Origin of the sequence: Streptomyces sp. NPDC090106 (genome assembly GCF_044747265.1) — a bacterium.
Classification (GTDB): Bacteria; Actinomycetota; Actinomycetes; order Streptomycetales; family Streptomycetaceae; genus Streptomyces.
Genome location: NZ_JBIVDS010000008.1, coordinates 88482 through 109661 on the forward strand (window position 1 = coordinate 88482; position 21180 = coordinate 109661).

At 71.3% G+C, this 21180-nt stretch carries 14 protein-coding genes; 5 read left to right on the forward strand and 9 right to left on the reverse strand.

Annotated features, from left to right (window positions below; genetic code table 11):
* Positions 1-5: 5 nt before the first annotated feature.
* From ACIPSE_RS25495 to ACIPSE_RS25530, 8 genes are all read right to left on the reverse strand, one after another.
* Entirely contained in the window at positions 6-842 is an 837-nt protein-coding gene (locus ACIPSE_RS25495) for a PaaX family transcriptional regulator C-terminal domain-containing protein (RefSeq protein WP_401666266.1), read from the reverse strand.
* 42 nt (positions 843-884) lie between these two features.
* Positions 885-2549: a histidinol-phosphatase gene (locus ACIPSE_RS25500; protein WP_401666269.1), complete on the reverse strand. Its 1665-nt coding sequence runs from the start codon at positions 2547-2549 to the stop codon at positions 885-887.
* Between the two features lie 11 nt (positions 2550-2560).
* Positions 2561-4390, reverse strand: a complete 1830-nt coding sequence (locus ACIPSE_RS25505; RefSeq protein ID WP_401666271.1) for a LamG-like jellyroll fold domain-containing protein — start codon at positions 4388-4390, stop codon at positions 2561-2563.
* A 71-nt stretch (positions 4391-4461) separates the two neighbouring features.
* The gene (locus ACIPSE_RS25510) at positions 4462-7419 is read right to left on the reverse strand and encodes a glycoside hydrolase family 2 TIM barrel-domain containing protein (RefSeq protein WP_401666274.1); all 2958 of its coding nucleotides are present in this window, start codon (positions 7417-7419) and stop codon (positions 4462-4464) included.
* Complete coding sequence (locus tag ACIPSE_RS25515) at positions 7416-8255, reverse strand: carbohydrate ABC transporter permease (RefSeq protein WP_401666277.1); 840 nt, start codon at positions 8253-8255, stop codon at positions 7416-7418. The genes ACIPSE_RS25510 and ACIPSE_RS25515 overlap by 4 nt, the downstream gene beginning before the upstream one ends.
* A 12-nt stretch (positions 8256-8267) precedes the next feature.
* Positions 8268-9218 (reverse strand): carbohydrate ABC transporter permease, encoded by a 951-nt coding sequence (locus ACIPSE_RS25520; protein ID WP_401666280.1) that lies wholly within the window; start codon positions 9216-9218, stop codon positions 8268-8270.
* Positions 9218-10504 carry an extracellular solute-binding protein gene (locus ACIPSE_RS25525; RefSeq protein ID WP_401666282.1) on the reverse strand — a complete coding sequence of 429 codons (1287 nt, stop codon included), beginning with the start codon at positions 10502-10504 and terminating at the stop codon, positions 9218-9220. The genes ACIPSE_RS25520 and ACIPSE_RS25525 overlap by 1 nt, the downstream gene beginning before the upstream one ends.
* A gap of 64 nt (positions 10505-10568) precedes the next feature.
* Positions 10569-11588, reverse strand: coding sequence for a carbohydrate kinase family protein (locus ACIPSE_RS25530; RefSeq protein WP_401666285.1), 1020 nt, complete (start codon positions 11586-11588; stop codon positions 10569-10571).
* 150 nt (positions 11589-11738) lie between these two features.
* Between ACIPSE_RS25530 and ACIPSE_RS25535 the strand changes: the two genes are divergently transcribed.
* The 5 genes from ACIPSE_RS25535 to ACIPSE_RS25555 all read left to right on the forward strand — a co-directional run bounded on the left by ACIPSE_RS25535 (position 11739) and on the right by ACIPSE_RS25555 (position 19389).
* On the forward strand, positions 11739-12503 hold the full coding sequence (locus ACIPSE_RS25535) for a DeoR/GlpR family DNA-binding transcription regulator (protein ID WP_401666288.1): 765 nt from the start codon (positions 11739-11741) through the stop codon (positions 12501-12503).
* Positions 12500-13837, forward strand: coding sequence for a 6-phospho-beta-glucosidase (locus ACIPSE_RS25540; protein ID WP_401666291.1), 1338 nt, complete (start codon positions 12500-12502; stop codon positions 13835-13837). Before ACIPSE_RS25535 ends, ACIPSE_RS25540 begins: the two co-directional genes overlap by 4 nt.
* Positions 13838-13899: 62 nt before the next feature.
* Positions 13900-16944, forward strand: a complete 3045-nt coding sequence (locus tag ACIPSE_RS25545; RefSeq protein WP_401666294.1) for an alpha-mannosidase — start codon at positions 13900-13902, stop codon at positions 16942-16944.
* A gap of 88 nt (positions 16945-17032) precedes the next feature.
* Complete coding sequence (locus ACIPSE_RS25550) at positions 17033-18283, forward strand: alpha-L-fucosidase (protein WP_401666297.1); 1251 nt, start codon at positions 17033-17035, stop codon at positions 18281-18283.
* A 239-nt stretch (positions 18284-18522) separates the two neighbouring features.
* Complete coding sequence (locus ACIPSE_RS25555; RefSeq protein ID WP_401666299.1) at positions 18523-19389, forward strand: sulfotransferase family protein; 867 nt, start codon at positions 18523-18525, stop codon at positions 19387-19389.
* A 15-nt stretch (positions 19390-19404) separates the two neighbouring features.
* On the opposite strand, the gene ACIPSE_RS25560 is transcribed toward ACIPSE_RS25555, so the two are convergent.
* Positions 19405-21081, reverse strand: coding sequence for a carbohydrate binding domain-containing protein (locus ACIPSE_RS25560; RefSeq protein WP_401666302.1), 1677 nt, complete (start codon positions 21079-21081; stop codon positions 19405-19407).
* Positions 21082-21180 lie beyond the last annotated feature (99 nt).

A 21180-nucleotide genomic window follows, 5' to 3' on the forward strand; every position in this document is an offset into this window, starting at 1 on the left:
GGGCCCTATGCCGTGTCCGGCTCGGTGCGCGTGGGCACCACGTCGATGTGCTGGGCGGCGGTTTCCCGGGCGAGCGGCGTGAGCCGTTCGTGCACCCCGCGGAACGTCTTCTCCGCCTCCTCCGCCGGCCAGTCGTCCGGGAGGTGTTTCACGGGCAGGCGGGGGTCGGCGCGGATGACGCGGAGCCATTCGGCCTGGAGGAGGAGGCGCCGGCCCAGCGCGGTGCCGGCGTCCGGCGCCCGCGTCTCCCACGGATGCCAGCGGTTCGCGAACGCCTCGTACCGTTCGGCGAGTTCGCGCAGGGACCAGGTCTCCTCGATCATCGCCTCCAGGTCCATCCCGGTGTCGGCGTGGGCGCGGAAGATCTTCACGTGGGCCGCCAGGCCGAGTTCGGTGACCAGAGGGGACACGTCGACCTCGCCCGGGGCGATCCACAGGCCGCTGAACAAGGGGCCGAAGCCGGACCAGGTGAGTTTGGAACGCAGGTCGTGGCGCTGGCGCTGCCAGGACTCGGGGAGGGAGAAGCCGAGGAGGGTCCAGGTGCCGTCCCAGTGGCGGTTCACCGCTCCGGTCTGCCAGATGCGGCGCTCGCCGTCGCGCAGGACGGCCTCCGAGTGCCCGGTCAGTCCGAAGTACATGCGGCGGCCCTCGCGTTGGCGGCGCAGCAGACCCCGGTTCACCATCCGGGTGAGGGTCGAACGGGTCGCCTGTTCGCCGACGCCGACGCGCCCGAACACGTCGATGACACTGCCCGAGTACACGCACACGTCGCGCCCCAGCACCTGATCGCCCAGGAAGGTGAGCATCAGGGACTGGGGCCGCAACGGCTCTTCGGTGGTCACGCGGCCACCGTACCCGCTGGGTTCGGGCCGTGACCTGCTTCGTCAGGCGCCCGCCACGTCGACGAAGACGGGGTTCGAGTAGAACCAGGTGTCCGCCCACGGGTCACCGTCCCCCGGCGTGTGCGGGACCGGCCCGTTCGGGTCGATCGCCGCGCCGAGGTAGCCCGCGCCGTGGCGGTTGCCGTCGCTGCCGCGCAGGCGGACGTAGAAGGACTCGTCCCCGGCGGTCAGCGGGACGCGCAGGGTGTACGTGCCCTTCCGGCCGGAGACGTCCTGCGTCCGGACCACCCTGGTGTCGGGCGCCCGCCAGGTGTCCTGGTCGCTCACCGGGCCGCGCACGGCACCCCGGATGACGTCCACGTGCGCCAGCCCGGGCAGGATTCCCTGCGGGTTGGGCCGCGAGGCGGAGGTGACGGTGACGTACAGCGTGAGCTTCTCGCCCTTGCGGACGCGGAGCCGGCCGCCGAGCGTCACCCCGCGACCGGAGTCGCAGTCCCGCTTGAGGCGGACGTCGAGGCCGTCGAGCAGATGGCCGTGGTCGAGCCAGACGCGGCCCGCGCGCAGACCCGCCATGACCGCGCGGTAGCCGTAGCGGGTGACGCCGACGTGGGTGCGGCTGAACTCGCCGGGCCAGAAGTCGCTGCCGGCCTGCGGGGTGTCGGTGTTCACCGGGTCGGGCAGCTTGCCGGTGGTGTCGAAGCTCTGCCCGGCCGGCCAGTCGCCGTTCTTCCAGGTGTCGAAGACCGTGCGGTGGTTGTCGGAGTTGGTGGTGATCGTGAACAGCCTGCCCTCGGCGAGCATCGAGTCCCACAGACCGCCCACGGTCGCCGTCGCCCAGTCGAAACCGCCGTAGGTGAGGTAGGCGTCCGCCGGGTAGCCCGGCCAGGACTGCGCCGACGGCTTGTTCTCGTACTCGCCCCGGATGGACGTGGTGCCGCGCCAGCCGGGGATCGCCGCGCCCTGGGCGCCGGGCGCGCCCTCCATGCCGATCATGATCTCGGGGGCGGCGTCGCGCCAGGCGCGCATCTCGTGCGGGGAGTCGATGCCGAGCCGCAGGGGGTGGTTGGCGAGGACGAGGACGTCGTCGACGTAGCCCGAACGGCGCTGTTCCGCGAGCCACTTGACCGCCTTGACGGCGTGGGCCTCGTTACGGGCGGTGTCGGTCGCCCCGGCCGCGCCCTCCGTGTAGTTGAGGAGCTTGCCGTCGTAGGCCAGCTCGAACCGGGTGAGCAGGTCCGTCTCGTGGGGGCCGGGCGCGGCGAAGACGGTGCAGTGCTCGGCGGCCGGGATGTACCACTCCAGGCCCTGGAAGATCAGCTGGCGCGGGTTCGCGGAGCGGGCCTTGACGATCTCGGCGTGCTCCAGCCTCGCCCCGTGCTCGGCGTGCCCGAAGTTGGAGTGTTCGTTGAACACCATCCAGTCCAGGCCGTACTTGGCGGCGGCCCGCGCCTGCTGGGTGAACGTGTACTTGGCGTCGTGGCTGTACACGGAGTGCACGTGGTGGTCGCCCACGAGGTACGCGAGCCGCGGGTCGTCGCCGCCGTGGCGCTGCGGGGACGCGGCGGCGGGCACGGCCGACCCCAGGGCGAACGCGGCGCCGAACAGGCCCGCGCGGCGCAGGAGTCCGCGGCGCGAGACGCCCTGCGCGTCGAGGTCGCCGGGGGAGACCGACGGGTCGGCCCAGGCGGGAAGCTGCTGCTCGGACATGGTGGGGCCTCTCAGTGGTTCATGAAGGAGGTGACGGGCAGCGCCCGTTCGGCGATGCGGACGTCACCGAGGCGCCCGTGCAGGATCTGGTCGATCCGCCCGCCGTACGTGTATCCGCCGAGCAGCCACGGCAGGCCGACCGAGGCGATGCCGACGGAGGCCGCCTCGGGGTTGCGGACGACCGGGCAGCCCTCGACGTAGAGGGTGGTGTGCCGTCCGTCGTTGACGACGGCGAGGTGCCACCACGTCTCCAGGGGTGTCTCCTGGCCCCAGTTGGTGGTGATGCCCTCCTGGTTGAGGGGGCGCATCGCCCACTGGGGCTCGCGGTCGTTGGACAGGGAGAGTGTGGCGAGCGGCTCGTCGGGGTCGTCGGCGGTCTTGCCCGCCGCGCCGCCCGTGCCGGTGCGGCCGACGATGCCGGACCAGGCGTGCTGGGAGGGGTCCCAGTCGGCGGGCAGCCGGTAGAACGCCTCGATGGTGTAACCGGCCTTGAACGTCGCGGAGTTGAGCGGCGCTCCGTCGACCGTGCGCAGATAGGCGCCCTGGAGCGGGGACTTGTGGCCCTGGAACTCCAGGCTGCCGTGTCCGGGCTGGTCCGGGTGGTGGTCGGCCGACCAGCCGAGGGTGCCCCCGCCGACCGTGACGAGGGAGAGGTCGTTGCCCCGCCCGGACAGGTCGCGGACCGTGCCACCGCTCACCGCGCCGTCGAACCGCCAGTAGGCGACCGTGCCCGGCACCAGCATCCGCGACACCGGCCGTGCCGCACGGGCGGGCACCGGGGCGAAGCCGGAGAACCGTTCGGCGAAGTCGATCCCGACCGTGAACCGGTCGGCGTCACCGCTGAGTTCGATCTCCTGCCGTTCCAGCGCGTTGAGGCCCTTCGCGGCCCGGCCCAGGATCCACGGCGACACCGTCTCGACGTCGATGACACCGCGGTCCAGGTCGAAGCGGTAGAGGCGGATCATGGCCGCGCCGCCGAAGTAGCGGTTCTGATAGTTCGTCAGATGCAGATGGACGTCGTGTCCGGCCGCGTTCCGGCGGGTCGCGCGCCCGGCGGGCCAGTAGTGGCCGTTGAGGGTGAGGAAGATCTGGTCGTGGTCGGTGATGAGCCGGTCCCACAGTTGCTGCCCGTAGGACGACAACGCGTCGTCCGCGACGACCAGTTCGTGGGTGGTCAGGATCACCGGTGTCGTCGGATGGGCCGCCAGGACGTCCTTCGCCCAGGCGTACCCCTGGTCCGACAGCCGCCAGTCCAGCGCGAGGACCATCCACTCGCGGCCCGCCGCCCTGAAGAGGTGGAAGGTGTTGTAGCCGTCGGCGGACGCGCCCCCGAAGGTCTTCCTGCCCCGGAAGCGGTCCGGTCCGAACGCCTCCAGGTACGGCGTGGAGCCGCGCTGGTCGGTCGTCGACGACCTCACGTCGTGGTTCCCGGCCAGCACGCTGTAGCCGACGCCGCGCCGGTCCAGCAGCCCGAACGCCTCGCTGATCGCGGCCACTTCGGCCTCGGCGCCGTTCTGGGTGAGGTCGCCGAGGTGGGAGAGGAAGACGATGTTCTCGTCCCGGCCGTGCTCCAGCAGATAGCGCAGCGACGCCTCGAAGGGCGCCGCGTCGATGCCGGGCCCGTCGAACAGGTACTGGGTGTCGGGCATCACGGCGAGGGTGAAGCGGTGGCTGTCGGCGTCGGGCCGCCAACGCGCCTCCGCGGCCTCGGCGGTGGCGGCGGGCAGCGCGACGCCCGCCGTGGCCGCCGCGCCGAGCAGGGCGGTGGCACGCAGGAAGCCGCGCCGTCCGGCGCCGGCCTGCTCGGCCTCGCGGGGTTCCAGGTCATGCGAAGTACACACGGGTGCTCCGGTGAGAGGGGTGGGTGAGGCCACCTCCTCCCGGCGGAGGTGGCTGGGCGGAGATGGTGGCCTCAGAGGATGCGCAGGGTCCAGCTCCAGCGGTGGACGCCCGGTGCGACGAGATAGGAGGGGAAGGTGTCGGGGCCGCAGGAGGCTGTGCCGAGCCCCCGGTGGGCGGCGTCGACATGGACCACGCACCCGGCGCGCGGCACCAGTTGGTCATGGTGCGTCGCGGCGGTGAGGTCCTCGGCCCGGAAGCGGGTCACCGAGACCTGCCGGGGCTCGTCCAGGGTGACGGACAGCCCGGTGGCGTCCGGCGCCGAGAGCGTGAAGTGCCGTACGCCGTTGCGGCCACCGCTCTCCTGGGGGCGCAGGTAGGGGGTGAACAGGGCGTCCACGGGCACCGAGTGGTGGTCCACGGGCGCGCTGCGGCGGTCCGGGTAGGACTCCCAGGGGCCGGGGCCGTACCAGTCCATCAGGTCGAGGCCGGCCACCGTCTCGAACACCGTGCCCACCCGCGCCACATCGGCGAGCGCGTCCGGCAGCTCCGCGGTCTCCTCGACGCGCAGACCGCCCTCGACGGGCGTGAACACCTGGGTGTGCCGCACGACGCCGACCTCGGCGGCGTACTCCGACCGCACGGTGACCCGGCCGCCGTCGCGGTGCACGTCGACCGGCTTGCGGACGAGCGCGTCGAGCCCCCAGGCCCGCCAGCGTGGTGCGATGCCGCCCAGCTCGTCGTTGTCGGTGGGCGCCCGCCACAGGGAGAGCACGGGCGCGGCCGTCAGCAGCGGGTGCACGAGGAGCCCTTCGCCGTCGACCTCGACACGGGGGAGCCCCTCGCCGTCCGGCTCGACCGGCGTGCCCAGCCCTTCGTCCACCACCGGCACCGGTTCCGGTGCCCGCAACCGCACCTGCGGCACGCACAGTTCGGTGCCGCGCGGTGCCCACGGCTGGTCCTCGGCGAGCGTGACCCGCAGGGACAGCCAGGCCTCGCCGCCCTCGCGCGGCACGTCGAACGGCAGCGGGACCGCCGCCGTCTCGCCGGGACGCAGGTCGGGCAGGTCGGCCGGGGCCGTGACCGTGGTGCCGTCGGCCAGCGTCAGCCGCCATTCGCCGGCGAGCCAGTCCAGGCCGCGGAAGTGCTGGTGGTTGCCCAGCACGATGCCCTCGTGCCGGTAGGCCTCGATCCGCAGGGGCGCCGCGATCTCCCGGTGCTCGTACATCACCGGCTTGGGCGTGCCGTCGGGGAACACCACGCCGTCCGCGATGAACGCGCCGTCGTGGTGGGTCTCGCCGAAGTCGCCGCCGTACGCCCAGCGGTAGCCGGGTGCGGTGACACCGTTGTCGTACAGTCCGGCGCCCCCACGCCCGACCGGTCTTCCGTCGCTCACGTCCTGGAGGATTCCGTGGTCCCAGAACTCCCAGATGAACCCGCCCTGAAGACCCGGCGTGGACTCGATGGCGGCCCAGTGGTCGGCCAGCGTCCCGTTGCTGTTGCCCATGGCGTGCGAGTACTCGCACTGGATGAGCGGCTTGGTCTGCCGCCCGGACAGCGCGTGCTCGACGCAGTCCTCCAGCGGTGCGTACATCGGGCAGGCGATGTCGGAGGCGAGCGCGGGGTCCGCCCAGTCGAGCTTGGCGGCGCCCTCGTACTGGATCGGCCGGGTCGGGTCGTGGCGGCGTACCCAGCCCGCCGCGGCGTCGTGGTTGGCGCCGTAGTCGGACTCGTTGCCGAGGGACCAGACGACGACGGACGGGTGGTTCTTGTCGCGCAGCACCATGCGGGCGACGCGGTCCACGAACGCGGGCAGGTAGCGCGGGTCGTCGGCGATCTCGTGGGCGTGGTCGTGGGACTCGATGTCCGCCTCGTCGACGACGTAGAAGCCGAGGTCGTCGGCCAGGTCGTACAGCGCGGGGTCGTTCGGGTAGTGGGCGGTGCGGATCGCGTTGAAGCCGAAGCGCTTGAGCAGGACCAGGTCCGCGCGCATGTCGTCGTAGGTCACGGTCCGGCCGGTCAGGGGGTGGAAGTCGTGCCGGTTGACGCCCCGGATGAACACCCGCTCCCCGTTGACGAGGAGGTCCCGGCCGACGATCTCGACGTCCCGGAAGCCGATGCGGTGGTGCGAGGTGTCGGCCACGCTCCCGTCCGCGCGGTGCAGCCGGACGGTGAGGCCGTACAGCTCGGGTGTCTCGGCGTTCCAGGTGCGCACCTCGGGCACCTGGGCGCGCAGCCGGGCCTCGCCGAGGAAGTCGGAGACCCGCCAGTCCTCGACGTTGAGCCGGTCGAACTCCCGGTCCTGGGCGAGGGGGAGGCCGCCCTCCAGCTCCCCGCTGACGTACCAGCCGTCGGGCAGCGCGCCCCCGGCGTCCCGGACCCGGCAGTCGACGCGCAGGTCGCCGCTGAAGGAGGCCCGTACCGTCACGTCCGCGAGGTGCAGCGGATCGGTGGCGTACAGCAGCACCGAGCGGGTGATCCCGCCGTGCCACCACTGGTCCTGGTCCTCGATGTGCGAGGCGTCCGACCACTTGACGACCGTGAGCCGCACCGTCGCGGGTGTTCCGGGGCGCACCACGCCGCTGAGGTCGAACTCCGCGGCCAGATGGGAGTCCTTGGAGAGGCCGACGGGCCTCCCGTCCACGTGCACCAGCAGCACGCTCTCGGCGGCGCCGACCTGGAGGACGATCCGGCGTCCGGCCCAGTCGGCGGGGATGTCGACCTCCCGCTCGTAGACGCCGGTCGGGTTGGCGGCGGGCGTCAGCGGCGGGAACGCGGCGAACGGCATACGGACGTTCAGGTACTGCGGCAGGTCGTCCGTGCCCTGCATCGTCCAGACGCCGGGCACCCGCGCCCGCGTCCAGGGACCGCCGACCGGCGCGTCCGGAACGGGCAGCAACCGAAAACGCCAGTCGCCGTCCTGGGGGAGTGATCCGGAGCGCCGGTCGACGGCGTTCATGGGGAGCCGCCCCCAGGAGGTCACCTCGGGTGACTCCCAGGGGCGGAGGGCGATGAGCGGATCGTGGGTCATCCGCGGACGGCTCCCTTCGCGAGGTCGCCGATGATCTGCTTGGCGCCGACCGCGAACACGATCAGCAGCGGGACGAGGGCGAGCAGGGCGCCCGTCATCACGATGCCGTAGTCGGTGGTGCCGTGGGTGCCGTTGAGCTGGGACAGGGCGACCTGGAGTGTGACGTTGTCGGGGTTGGTGAGGGCGATCAGGGGCCAGGCGAAGTCGTTCCACTGACCCATGAAGGTGAAGATGCCGAGGAAGGCGAGACCGGGGCGGACCACCGGCAGCGCCACGTGCCAGTACTGGCGCAGGAAGTTCGCGCCGTCCAGCCGGGAGGCGTCGAGGAGTTCGTCGTGGATGGCGGTCTTCATGTACTGGCGCATCCAGAAGATGCCGAAGGCGTTGGCGGCGGCCGGCACGATCAGGGCGGTCATGGAGCCGATCCAGCCGATCTTCGCCATGACCACGAACTGCGGGATGACCGACAGCTGCGCGGGCACCATGAAGATCAGCATGAGCAGCCCGAACAGGGCGTTCTTGCCGGGGAAGGCGAACTTGGCGAAGACGAACGCCGCGAGCGAGTCGAAGAGCAGCACCAGGAACGTCACCGACACCGCGACCAGCAGCGAGTTCCCCATCGACCCGAAGAAGTCGACGGCGTCGAACAGGTTGCGGACGTTCTCCAGGAAGTGCGTGCCCGGCAGCAGCTTGGGCGGGTAGGAGAAGATCTCCGTCGAGCTGTGCGTCGACATGATCACGGCCCAGTAGAACGGGAAGGCCGAGACCAGTGTGCCGATCACCAGCGGGAGGTGCAGCGCGATCCCTCTGCGGCGGGACCCCTTGATGGAAGCCATGACGGTCCCTTCCTACTCGCCGCGGCGCTGCACGAGGCGCCAGTTGATGATCGAGAACAGGACGACGACGAGGAAGATGCCCCACGCGACGGCGGCGCCGTACCCGAAGTCGTTGTTGTCGAAGGTCTGCTGGAAGAAGTAGAGGACCATCGTCTGGCCCGAGTGGCCCGGACCGCCCGCGAAGGTCGAGTCGTTGGACGAGGTCTGGAGCAGGACCTGGGGTTCGGAGAAGCTCTGCAGGCCGGTGACCGTCGAGACGACGAGCACGAACAGCAGGGTGGGCCGCAGCAGCGGCAGCGTGATGCGGAAGAAGGTCTGGACGGGTCCGGCGCCGTCCATGCGCGCCGCCTCGTACAGCTCGCCGGGGACGGTCTGGAGGCCGGCGAGGAAGATGATGGCGTTGTAGCCGGTCCACTGCCAGGTCATCAGGGCCGCGATGGTCACCTTGATGCCCCAGGGCGTGTTCAGCCAGGCGATCTGGTCGATGCCGACGGCCTGGAGGACGGCGTTCACCATGCCGGCGTTGGTGGAGAAGATCGAGCCGAAGACGATGGCGATCGCGACGACCGAGGTGACGTTCGGCAGGAAGTAGGCGACGCGGTACAGGCCCTTGAAGCGGACCGCGGAGTTGAGCATCACGGCCGTGACCATCGCCAGGAAGATCATGGGGATGGTGGCCAGGGCCCAGATGACGATGGTGTTGCCGATGGAGTTCCAGAAGTCGCTGTCGCTCAGCAGGTACTGGTACTGCGAGAGTCCGGCCCATTCCATCGGGCCGAGGCCGTCCCAGCGGTGGAAGGACAGGTAGAGGGAGAAGCCGACCGGGAAGAGCCCGAAGCCGAGGAAGATCAGATAGAAGGGGGAGATCGCGGCGTAGAGGTGCCAGTACTTGCGCAGGCCCTTCTTCGGCGCGGTCGGGGCGGGCCTGACGACCGCGGGCGGCGTCTGCTCGATGACGGCCATCAGTAGCTCACCCCCAGGTGCTTCGCGATGCGACGGCACTTGCTCATGGCGTCACTCCAGGCCTTCTTCGGGTCCTTGCCGAGGACGCCGACGTTCTTGATCTCGTCCTTGAGGGGCTGCCCGAGCGCGATGTCGAACGGGCTGTTGTAGGCGACCTCGATCCGCTGTGCGGCGGGACCGAAGACGTCGGTGGTGATCTGGCCGCCGAAGAATTCGTCCGGCTCCCGCATCTGCTTCAGGTCGTAGGAGGCGGGTGTGGAGGGGAAGAGGCCCGCGTCGACGTATCCCTGGGCCTGGTTGGCGGCGTCCAGGATCCAGGCGATGATCGCGAAGGCCCGCTCGGGCTCCCGGCACGCCTTGGTGACCGACAGGAACGAGCCGCCGTTGTTGGCGGGCCGCACCGGCATCTGCGCCACCCGCCAGCGGCCCTTGGTCCTCGGCACGCCGTTCTTGATGTCGAAGGAGGCCCAGGAGGCGTTGAGCTGGCTCGGCAGCTTGCCGTCCTGGATCGCCGACAACTGGTCGGGGGTACCGCTGACGAGGTCCGAGACGATTCCGCGCTTCTTGGCCTCCACGGCCAGCGCCCAGGCCCGGCGCACGTGGTCCTGGTCGCCGATGAAGTGACGGTCCTTGTCGACGTACCGCTGCGCGCCCTGCTGCACGATGTTCTCGAAGACGGAGTTGACGTCCGTGAGCAGCTTGGCGTCCTGCACGCGCTTGCCGAGCCGCTCGCCCGCGTCGAAGAACTTCTCCCAGGTGTCCAGTTCGCTCGTCACGTCGTCGGGCTCGTAGGGCAGTCCCGCGCGGCGGAAGACGTCGTACTGGTAGTAGTGCGCGACCGGCCCGCAGTCGATGGGGAAGCCGACCATCGTGCCGTCGTCGGCGATGCCCTGGTCCCACTTCCAGGACAGGTACCGGTCCTTGTACTTCTCCGCGCCCAGGGTCCTGAGGTCGATGAACTGGTCCGCGTTGGGCAGGTAGGCGGCCATGTCCTCGCCCTTGAGGCCCGCGATGTCGGGGATGTGGGCCTGGCCGGTGATGGTGGTGATCAGCTTGGAGCGGTACTGTCCGCCGATCTGGATGGCCTGGAGGTCCACCGAACTGTCGTACCGGGCCTTGGCGTTCTTCACGACGGTATCGCTCAGGCCGCCGCTCCAGTACCACAGGACCATGTCGCGGCCGGTCGAGCCGGTCGGTACGGCGCAGCCGGACGTCAGGCCGCCGAGCGCCGTGGCGGCCGTACCGGCCAGGCCCGCGCGGAGCAGGCCTCTTCGTGAGAGCCGCACAGCTCCCACCGCCTTTCGGATCTTTGCTGGGACTTCGCGGGAAGGTGCGTGGGGGGAGGGGGAGTCACGGGTGCCGGGCGGGTGGGGTCACCGGCGTGCGGGGGAGCGGCGGTCCGGGGTCGGCGGGGAGCCGGTCCGCGAGGAAGCCGTAGGCGCGTCTGAGGCCCGGGTCGGTCAGCGAGCGCCACCAGTGGTCGACGCCGTACCAGCCGGGGGCGGCGAGCGCCCCGCCGGGCCGCTGGACGGAGAGCCCGGCCGCGAGGACCGCGAACCGGAGCCGTTCCTCCAGCGGCCAGCCGCCGAGGGAGGCCGTGACGAAGCTCGCGCCGAACACGTCTCCGGCGCCCGTCGCGTCCAGGACATCGATGTCGAGGGCCGGGACGTCGGCGTGCTCGCCGGTCGTCTGGTCCACGGCGACCGCCCCGTCCCCGCCGCGGGTCACGACGGCCACCGGCACCAGGTCGGCGAGCGCGCCGAGCGCGGCGGCGGCCGAGTCGGTGCGGGTGTAGGCCATCGCCTCGGTCTCGTTGGGGAGGAAGGCGTGGCACAGGGCGAGCTGGTCGAGGAGTCCGGGCGACCACTGCTGGGTGGGGTCCCAGCCGACGTCGGCGTAGACGTGGGTGCCGTTCGCGGCGGCCTTGGCGATCCACTCGCGCGGCTCGGCCTCGATGTGCACGAGGGCGGTGCGCGCGGCGGGCGGGTCGCCCATGAGCGTGTCCTGCGAGTACGGCGGTTCGGAGCCGTGGGTGACCAGCGCGCGGTCGTCGCCCTGGGCGAGGGAGACGGTGACCGGGGTGGGCCAGCCGGGCGCGGTGCGCGAGAGGGAGACGTCGAGGCCCTCCTGGCCGGCCAGGACGTCCCGGCAGTACTGGCCGTAGAGGTCGTCGCCGAAGACGGTCGCCAGGGAGGTCCTGAGGCCGAACCGGGACGCGGCCACCGCGAGGTTCGCGATGCCGCCGGGGCCGCAGCCCATGCCGTCCGTCCAGATCTCCTCGCCCGGCGTCGGCGGCTTGCCCAGACCCGTGAGCACGAGGTCGTAGAAGAGCAGTCCGGTCAGCAGTACGTCGGGCCTGTCGTCGTCCACGCGCCCCGCCTCTCGTCGGTCCCGGCAAGCGAGCTCGTCAAAACTCGTCAATTTCGATGACCGGAATCGTGCGCCGCTTCGCACGATTGGTCAATACCCGAGCAGAACTGAGCATGGATTTGATTGAGAATGACGAGTAGTGTTCACGTCGTGCTGGCAGAACGACGACATCAACTCATCCTGCGGGCCCTGCGCTCGGGCGGCCCCGCGGCTGTGACCGACCTCTCCGAGCAACTCGGTGTGAGCCCCGCCACCATCCGGCGCGACCTCGTCAAGCTGGAGGAGGACGGGCTGCTCACCCGCGTGCACGGCGGCGCCGTCGCCGACGAGGGCGATCAGCCCTTCGCCGAGGTCGCCGAGATGCGCGTGGCCGAGAAGGACGCCATAGCCGCCCGCGCGGCGGCCATGGTGAGCGACGGCCAGTCCGTCCTCCTCGACATCGGCACCACCGCCTACCGGCTGGCCCGCCAGCTGCACGGCCGCCGCCTCACGGTGATCACCAGCAACCTGGTGGTCTACGAGGAGCTCGCCGACGACGAGGGCATCGAGCTGGTCCTGCTCGGCGGCATGGTCCGCCGCGAGTACCGCTCCCTGGTCGGCTTCCTCACCGAGGACAACCTGCGCCAGCTCCACGCGGACTGGCTCTTCCTCGGCACCAGCGGGGTGCGCCCGGGCGGCCAGGTGATGGACACGACGGTCGTCGAGGTGCCGGTCAAGCGCGCCATGATCAAGGCGAGCGACAAGGTGGTGCTGCTCGCCGACTCGGCGAAGTTCCCGGGTACGGGGATGGCGAAGGTCTGTGGTCCCGAGGACCTGGACGCGGTGGTGACGAACGGACCGGTGGACGCCGCGACGAGAGCCTCCCTGGAGGAGGCCGGCGTCGCGGTGGTGCCGGCGGGAAAGGCTGAGGCGTGAAGCTGACGATTCTGGGCGGCGGCGGGTTCCGGGTGCCGCTCGTGTACGGGGCGCTGCTGGGCGACCGCGGTGAGGGACGGGTGACCGAGGTCGTCCTGCACGATCTCGACGGCGGCCGGCTGGACGCGGTGACCCGGGTCCTGGCCGAACAGGCGGCGGACGTCCCCGGCGCCCCCGCCGTGACCGCCACGACCGACCTTGACGAGGCCCTGACCGGCGCCGACTTCATCTTCTCGGCGATCCGCGTGGGCGGTCTCGAAGGCCGGGCGAACGACGAGCGGGTGGCGCTGGCGGAGGGTGTCCTCGGCCAGGAGACCGTCGGCGCGGGCGGGATCGCCTACGGCCTGCGGACCGTCCCCGTCGCCGTCGACATCGCCCGGCGGGTGGCCCGGCTCGCGCCCGACGCCTGGGTCATCAACTTCACCAACCCGGCGGGCCTGGTCACCGAGGCCATGTCCCGCCACCTGGGCAACCGCGTCATCGGCATCTGCGACTCCCCGGTCGGCCTCGGCCGCCGCATCGCGCGCGTGCTCGGCGCGAACCCGCGCGAGGCGTGGATCGACTACGTCGGCCTCAACCACCTCGGCTGGGTCCGCGGGCTGCGCGTCGCGGGCCGGGACGAACTGCCGAGGCTGCTCGCCGACGCCGACCTGCTCGGCTCCTTCGAGGAGGGCAAGCTCTTCGGCGTCGACTGGCTCCGGTCGCTCGGCGCGATCCCCAACGAGTACCTGCACTACTACTACTTCAACCGCGAGGCCGTCCGCGCCTACCAGCAGGCCGAGCGCACCCGCGGCGCCTTCCTCCACGACCAGCAGGCCCGCTTCTACGAGGAGATGCGACGCCCGGACGCGGCGGCGCTCACCGCCTGGGACCGCACCCGCGCCGAGCGCGAGGCGACCTACATGTCCGAGAACCGGGAGACCGCGGGCGCCGGCGAGCGCGACGCGGACGACCTGTCCGGCGGCTACGAGAAGGTCGCCCTCGCCCTGATGCGGGCCATCGCCCGGGACGAGCGCACCACGCTGATCCTCAACGTGCGCAACGAGAACACGCTCGCGGCCCTGGACCACGACGCCGTGATCGAGGTGCCCTGCCTCGTCGACGCCAACGGCGCGCACCCCGTCGCGGTCGCCCCGCTGCCCGACCACGCCACCGGGCTCGTCTGCTCCGTGAAGGCGGTCGAGCGCGAGGTCCTCGCCGCCGCCGAGTCCGGCTCCCGCACGACGGCGGTGAAGGCCTTCGCGCTGCACCCGCTCGTCGACTCCGTGAACGTGGCCCGACGCCTGGTCGAGGGCTATTCCGAGGTCCATCCGGGACTGGCGTACCTTAAGTGAGCGCAGGACGGTAAGCGCTTACCACTCCTTCTTCCCGACCGCTCCCTCCCTGGAGACCCCTGATGCACGACGAACGCCGCCGGATCGAGGAGCGCGTAGAGCGCCTCCACAACCAGCGCATCAAGCCCGCGATCTACGCGGCCACCGTCCCCTTCGAGGTCGAGGCCTGGCAGGCGCCCGGGGAGCCGGTCCCCTTCGAGGAGGCCGCCGCCGCGCCCTACGCGCCCTTCGCCATGGACACCCCGTGGGGCCCGCCCTGGGGCACCACCTGGTTCCGGATGCGCGGCACCGTGCCCGCCGGGTTCGCCGGACGGCGCGTCGAGGCGGTCATCGACCTCGGCTTCACCGGCGACTGGCCCGGCAACCAGGCCGAGGCCCTGGTCCACCTGCCCGACGGGCGCCCCCTGAAGGCCGTCAACCCGCTCAACCAGTACGTGCCGATCGCCCACCCCGCCACCGGAGGCGAGGAGATCGACTACCTGGTCGAGGCGGCCTCCAACCCCGACATCCTCGCAGGCGACTTCTCCCGCCCGACCCAGCTCGGCGACGTGCTCACGGCGGGCGACAGCCCCCTGTACACCTTCCGCCGCGCCGACATCGCCGTCCTCGACGAGGAGGTCTGGCACCTCGACCTCGACCTCCAGGTGCTGCGCGAGCTCATGGTCCACCTCGGCGAGCACGAGCCCCGCCGCCACGAGATCATGCACGCCCTGGACCGGGCCATGGACGCCCTCGACCTCGACGACGTCTCCGGCAGCGCCGCCGCCGTCCGCGAGGTCCTCGCCCCCGTCCTCGCCAGGCCCGCGCACGCCAGCGCCCACACGATCTCCGGCGTCGGCCACGCCCACATCGACTCCGCCTGGCTGTGGCCCATCCGCGAGACCAAGCGCAAGACGTCCCGCACCTTCTCCAACGTCACCTCGCTGGCCGACGAATACGACGACTTCGTCTTCGCCTGCTCCCAGGCCCAGCAGTACGAGTGGGTCCGCGACAACTACCCGCACGTCTGGGCCCGCATCCAGGACTCCGTGAAGAAGGGCCAGTGGGTCCCGGTCGGCGGCATGTGGGTCGAGTCCGACGGCAACCTGCCCGGCGGCGAGGCCATCGCCCGCCAGCTCATCCACGGCAAGCGGTTCTTCATCGAGCACTTCGGCATCGAGACCAAGGGCGTGTGGCTGCCGGACTCCTTCGGCTACAACGCCTCCTACCCGCAGCTCGCCAAGCTCGCCGGCAACGACTGGTTCCTCACCCAGAAGATCTCCTGGAACCAGACCAACACCTTCCCCCACCACACCTTCTGGTGGGAGGGCATCGACGGCACCCGCATCTTCACCCACTTCCCGCCCGTCGACACCTACAACGCCCGCTTCAGCGGCGAGGAGATGGCCCGCGCGGTCCGCAACTACGCCGAGAAGGGCGCCGGGCAGCGCTCGCTCGCCCCCTTCGGCTGGGGCGACGGCGGCGGCGGCCCCACCCGCGAGATCATGGAGCGCGCCCGGCGCCTCGCCGACCTGGAGGGCTCGCCCAAGGTCGTCGTCGAGCACCCCGACGAGTTCTTCGCCAAGGCCCGCGCCGAGTACCCGGACGCCCCCGTCTGGCAGGGCGAGCTCTACCTGGAGCTGCACCGCGCCACCTACACCTCCCAGGCCCGCACCAAGCAGGGCAACCGGCGCAGCGAGCACAAGCTGCGCGAGGCCGAGCTGTGGGCGACCACCGCCGCGCTGCACGCGCCCGGCTACGCCTACCCCTACGAGCACCTCGACCGGCTCTGGAAGACGGTCCTGCTCCACCAGTTCCACGACATCCTGCCGGGCTCCTCGATCGCCTGGGTGCACCGCGAGGCCGAGGCCGAGTACGCGCGCGTCGCCGAGGAACTGGAGACCCTGACGGCCGAGGCGGTCGCCGCCCTGGGCGCGGGCGACGCCCGGGTCTTCAACACCAGCCCCTACGCCCGCACCGAGGTTGTCCGCACCGCGCAGGGCGCCCCCGCCCTCGTGGAGGTGCCGGCCGGCGGCAGCGCGCCCCTCACCCCCGTCGAGCCCCGGCTCCCCGTCACCGTCGACGGCCGCGTCCTCGACAACGGCCTCGTCCGCGTCGAGGTCGCCGAGGACGGCACCCTGGCCTCCGTGTACGACCTGCGCGCGGGCCGCGAGGTCCTCGCCGAGCCGGGCAACCTGCTGCGCCTGCACACGGACCTCCCGAACTACTGGGACGCCTGGGACATCGACAAGCACTACCGCAACCGCTACACGGACCTGCTGGACACCGACGCGGTCACCGTCGTCGAACAGGACCCGCTGTCCGGCGCGATCCGCGTCGAGCGCTCCTTCGGCAAGGGCTCGAAGATCACCCAGACGATCAGCGTCCGCGCGGGCAGCCCCCGCATCGACATCGAGACCGACATCGACTGGCACGAGGCCGAGAAGATCCTCAAGGCGGGCTTCCCCGTCGACATCCGCGCCCCGCACTCCAGCGCCGAGATCCAGTTCGGCCACATCCAGCGGCCCACGCACACCAACACCAGCTGGGAGGCGGCCCGCTTCGAGGTCTCCGGCCACCGCTGGATCCACCTCGCCGAACCCGGCTACGGCGTCGCGATCCTCAACGACTCCACCTACGGCCACGACGTCACCCGCACGGTCCGCGAGGACGGCGGTACGACGACCCGCGTCAGCCTCAGCCTGGTCCGCGCCCCGCGGATCCCGGACCCCGAGGCCGACCAGGGCAGGCACCGCTTCACCTACTCCCTGCTGCCCGGCGCGAGCATCGAGGACGCGGTCGCCGAGGGGTACTCCCTCAACCTGCCGCTGCGCGTGGCCGACGCGGCGGGCGCGCCCGAGCCGGTGGTCTCGGTCGACGGCGACGGCGTCACGGTCGAGGCGGTCAAGCTGGCCGACGACGGCTCCGGCGACGTCGTGGTCCGCCTCTACGAGTCCCGGGGCGGCCGGGCCACCGGCGTGCTGCGCACGGGCTTCCCGCTCGCCGGCGCCGAGGTCACCGACCTGCTGGAACGACCGCTCGGCGAGGGCGAGGCGGCCGTCGACGGCGCGGTCCCGGTGACCCTGCGCCCCTTCCAGATCCTCACGCTCCGCCTCCGCCGCGCCTGACGGCGCCCGTGACACGGCGGGCAGGGGCGGATCGACCCGCCCCTGCCCGCCGTACCCCGAAGTCGTTCTCGCGTACAGGAGTCCAGCCGTGCCCATGCAACCGTGGTTCACCGACGCCAAGCTGGGGATCTTCGTCCACTGGGGCATCTACGCCGTCGACGGCGTCCCGGAGTCCTGGTCGTTCTACGACGGCGTCGTGCCGCACGAGCGGTACATGTCCCAGCTCGACCGGTTCACCGCAGCCAGGTACGACCCCCGCGCGTGGGCCGACCTGTTCGCCCGCGCGGGAGCCCGCTACGCGGTCCTGACGAGCCGTCACCACGACGGGGTGGCCCTGTGGGACACCGCCCACGGGGACCTCGGCCTCGGCCGCGACTACCTGTCGGGCTACGCGGACGCCCTGCGCGAGAAGGGCCTCAAGGTCGGCCTGTACTACTCGCACTCCGACTGGAACCACCCCGACTACGCCACCACCCGCAAGCCGGGCCGCTCGCCGGAGCAGGAGGACAACCCCTGGTCGGAGTGCCCGGCGCAGGACGAGGACCTGGTGGCCTGGGACCGGTTCCTCGCCTACCGCGACGGCCAGATAAGGGAGTTGATGTCCCGCTACCGGCCTGACCTGATGTGGTTCGACGGCGAGTGGGAGCGCAGCGAGGAGCAGTGGCGCATCCCCGGACTCGCCGCGCTCATCCGCTCGTACGTCCCCGACGTCGTCCTCAACGCCCGCATGCTCAGCGAGGGCGACTACGCCACCCCCGAGCAGGGCGCGCCCATCGAACCCCCGGACGGTCCTTGGGAGTTGTGCCTCACCATCAACGACTCCTGGGGCTACCAGCACCACGACCACAACCACAAGTCGCTCACCCAGCTCATCCGCTACTTCACCGAGACCATCGGAGGGGGCGGCAACCTCCTGCTCGACGTCGGCCCGACGGAGGACGGCACCGTCCCGAAGCCGCAGGCCGAACGCCTCGAAGGGCTGGGGGAGTGGATCCGCAAGCACGCCGAGGCCGTGTACGGCACCGTGCGCGGACTGCCCGCCGGACACCACTACGGACCCAGCACCCTCTCCGCCGACCGCCGCACCCTCTACCTCACCCTGTACGACATCCCGCGCGCCGAGATCGGCGTGCGGGGCCTGGCCACCCCGGTCCGCAGGGTCACCGTCCTCGGCAGCGGCACCGAACTCGGCCACCGGGTGGTCGGCGGACTGCACGAGGCCGTCGGCGTGCTGTGGATCGACCCGCCCGCGCTCACCGACCTCGACCCGCACGCCACCGTGCTCGCGCTGGAACTGGACGGGGAGCTGGAGCTGTACCGCGGACCGGGGCGTTCCTGAACCGGTTCCGGGGCGTTCCTGAACCGGTTGCGAGGCGAATCCGACGCGAACCCGAGGCGGTCCACAGCAGTTCCCAGGAACAATTAAGAAACCGGTAAATCGGCAGGTCAGGGCCGGAATCGGGGCGTCCGCGGCGACAGCGGTTCGCCTCCCGGACACCTTGGGTTCGCCTTGGCCCCCTGGGATGCGGAGGGCACGCTGCAACACTGCCGCAACAAAGGGACAGAAGGGTGGCACCGGTGGGTGACCCGCGCATTTCCGCGATCGGCAAGGGCCTGAGGCGCCGGGGCAGGCTGATGAAGGAGGCGGTCAGCCCGCCGCGCCGGACCCTGGACGCGGTCCCCTCGCCCCGGCCGGTCACCGAGCGGTACGTCGCCCCGCGCGCCCCGCGCCTGGTCGAGTCCCCCGTCTTCGTCCTGTCGTCGGTGCGGTCGGGCTCGACCCTGCTGCGGGTCGTCCTCAACAGCCACAGCAGGATCCGCGCCCCGCACGAGATGCATCTGCGCACCGTCCATGTGAACCTGACCCGCGGCTTCACCCCGGACGCCATGAAGGCGCTGGAGCTGGACAGGTCCGAGCTGGAACACCTGCTGTGGGACCGGGTCCTTGACCTCGAACTGAGCCGCAGCGGCAAGGACGTCATCGTCGACAAGACCCCGCCCAACACCCTCATCTGGCCCCGGCTGCAACGATGTTGGCCCAGCGCGCGCTACATCCTGCTGCTGCGCCACCCGGGTGCCGTCATCGCCTCGCTCACCGACCGCCGCAAGGACCCCGACCACGAGGCCATCCTCGCCGAGGTCACCCAGTACGCCGAGAAGCTCGAAGAGGCCCGGCGGAACCTCGACGTCCACGTCGTGACGTACGAGGAGCTGACCGCCGACCCGGAGAAGGCCACCCGGGGCATCTGCGGCTACCTCGGGGTGCCGTGGGAGAGCGCCATGCTGGACTACGGGAGGAAGGACCACGGCACCTTCCGCCCTCAGCTCGGCGACTGGTCCAGCACCATCAAGTCGGGCCGCATCCAGCCCGCCCGCCGGGCCGAGGAGGGGGCCGAACTGCCCCCACGCCTGGCCGAGTTGGCGCAGGCGTGGGGGTACAGCTGATCCGCGGGGGCCGGGTCAGCCGGTGAAGCCGGCCGTGATCGAGGTGAACTGCCAGTTGTTCTGGGCGATCCCGGAGCAGTTGCTGACCACCCCGCCGCCGGCGCACGGCCGGTCCCGGTTGACCGACCAGAAGGCGAGCCGCGCGATGTGATGGCTGTTCGCCCAGTCGCGGATCGAGGTCCAGGTCGCGACCGAGGTCAGCTCCTGCTGGTCGGACAGACCGTTCATGCCCGAGATGCCGAGGTGGGCGTAGGCCGTGGCGTCGTCCCAGCCGAAGGTGGACTTCAGCTTGGTCTTCAGGCCCTCGGCCGCGTTCACGGTGTTGCCGTACATGTCGGCGCCGCCGCCGAAGTCGAACGGCATGATCGTGAACACGTCGATGCCGGCGTCGAGGGCCTTGGCCTGCTCGATGAGCCGGTTGCCCCAGTAGGTCGGGCCGGTCGTCGAGGTGCCGAAGGTCAGGATGGTCCGCAGGCCCGGGTTGTTCGCCTTGACGATCTTCAGCGCGTTGAGCACGCGGTCCTGCACCGTCGCGTTCTCGAACTCGTCGGTGTTCTCGATGTCGACGTCGATCGCCTTGAGCCCGTAGGCGTTGATCACCTGCTGGTAGGCGCCCGCGAGAGCTGCGGCGGACGAGCAGTTCGGGCCGAGCTTGTTGCCGCTCCAGCCGCCGATCGACGGCACGATGTCACCGCCCGCCGAGCGGATGGAGTTGATGACGCTCTGGTCGTTGCCGCCGGTCAGCGGGCGCGACCCGTCCCAGGCGGGGGTGCAGCCGCCGGAGGAGAGGATGAACGCCATCGTGTACCACTTGACGCCGGTCGCGCTCATCACCGACGTCGCGCTCGGCGGATCGCCCCAGCCCAGGTAGAGATAGGGTGCCGCCTGCTTGAAGCCGGTGCCGCCGCTGCCCGCGTTCGTCGTCACGGACACGGCGTTGGAGGCCGCAGACAGGTTCCCGGCCGCGTCCCGCGCCCGCACGGTGAAGGTGTACGCCGTGCTCGGGGAGAGCCCGCCGACCGTGCCGGACGTCCCGGAGACGGTCAGCACCTGGTTGGAGCCGCTGTAGACGGTGTAGCCGGTGACCCCCACGTTGTCCGTGGACGCGCCCCAGGACAGGGACACGGTGGAGGAGGTCTTGCCGGTGGACGTCAGGCCGGCGGGCGTGCTGGGCGCCTGGGTGTCGCTGCTGCCGCCGGGCCCGTCGAGGCTGATGTCGTCGGCGTAGTAGGTGCCCTGGGCGTACCAGCCGTGGACGTACACGGTCGCGCTGGTCTGAGAGGCTCCGGTCGTGAAGGAGACGCTCAACTGGCTGTACGCCGAGGGTGAGGTGGTCCAGGTCGAGGACCCGCCGTCGACGCCGAGGTAGACATAGCTGCCGCGCACCCAACCGCTCAGGGTGTACGCGGTGTTGGGCTGGACGGCGACGGTCTGGGAGCACTTGGCGATGTCGCTCGCGCTCACCGCTCCCGCCAGCGCCCGGGAGCCGCCGTGCACCGGGGAGGAGGCGACCGAGCCCAGGTTCCCCGTGCAGGACCAGGGGGACAGGGCGCCCGACTCGAAGCCGGGGTTGGTCAGGACGTTGGCCGCTTGGGCCGTGCCGGGCAGCGCGACCGCTGCGGCGAGTGCGAGCCCGGCGGTGGCGAGCAGGGCGAGAAGGCGACGTCCGGGACGTCTGAGTGGGTTGCGCACGCGAGCTCCCTGGAAATATGGGGGTGTTCGGGAGTGCAGGAAGAGTGCAGGCGAGTACGGAGACCTGCACGGGGGTGCGCAACCAAGTTGGTATGGACC

Bases quoted from the DNA above. Each gene is read 5' to 3' on its own strand.
- ACIPSE_RS25500 (WP_401666269.1), bottom strand. From the start codon at position 2,549: ATGTCCGAGCAGCAGCTTCCCGCCTGGGCCGACCCGTCGGTCTCCCCC.
- ACIPSE_RS25510 (WP_401666274.1), bottom strand. From the start codon at position 7,419: ATGACCCACGATCCGCTCATCGCCCTCCGCCCCTGGGAGTCACCCGAG.
- ACIPSE_RS25515 (WP_401666277.1), bottom strand. From the start codon at position 8,255: ATGGCTTCCATCAAGGGGTCCCGCCGCAGAGGGATCGCGCTGCACCTC.
- ACIPSE_RS25520 (WP_401666280.1), bottom strand. From the start codon at position 9,218: ATGGCCGTCATCGAGCAGACGCCGCCCGCGGTCGTCAGGCCCGCCCCG.
- ACIPSE_RS25545 (WP_401666294.1), top strand. From the start codon at position 13,900: ATGCACGACGAACGCCGCCGGATCGAGGAGCGCGTAGAGCGCCTCCAC.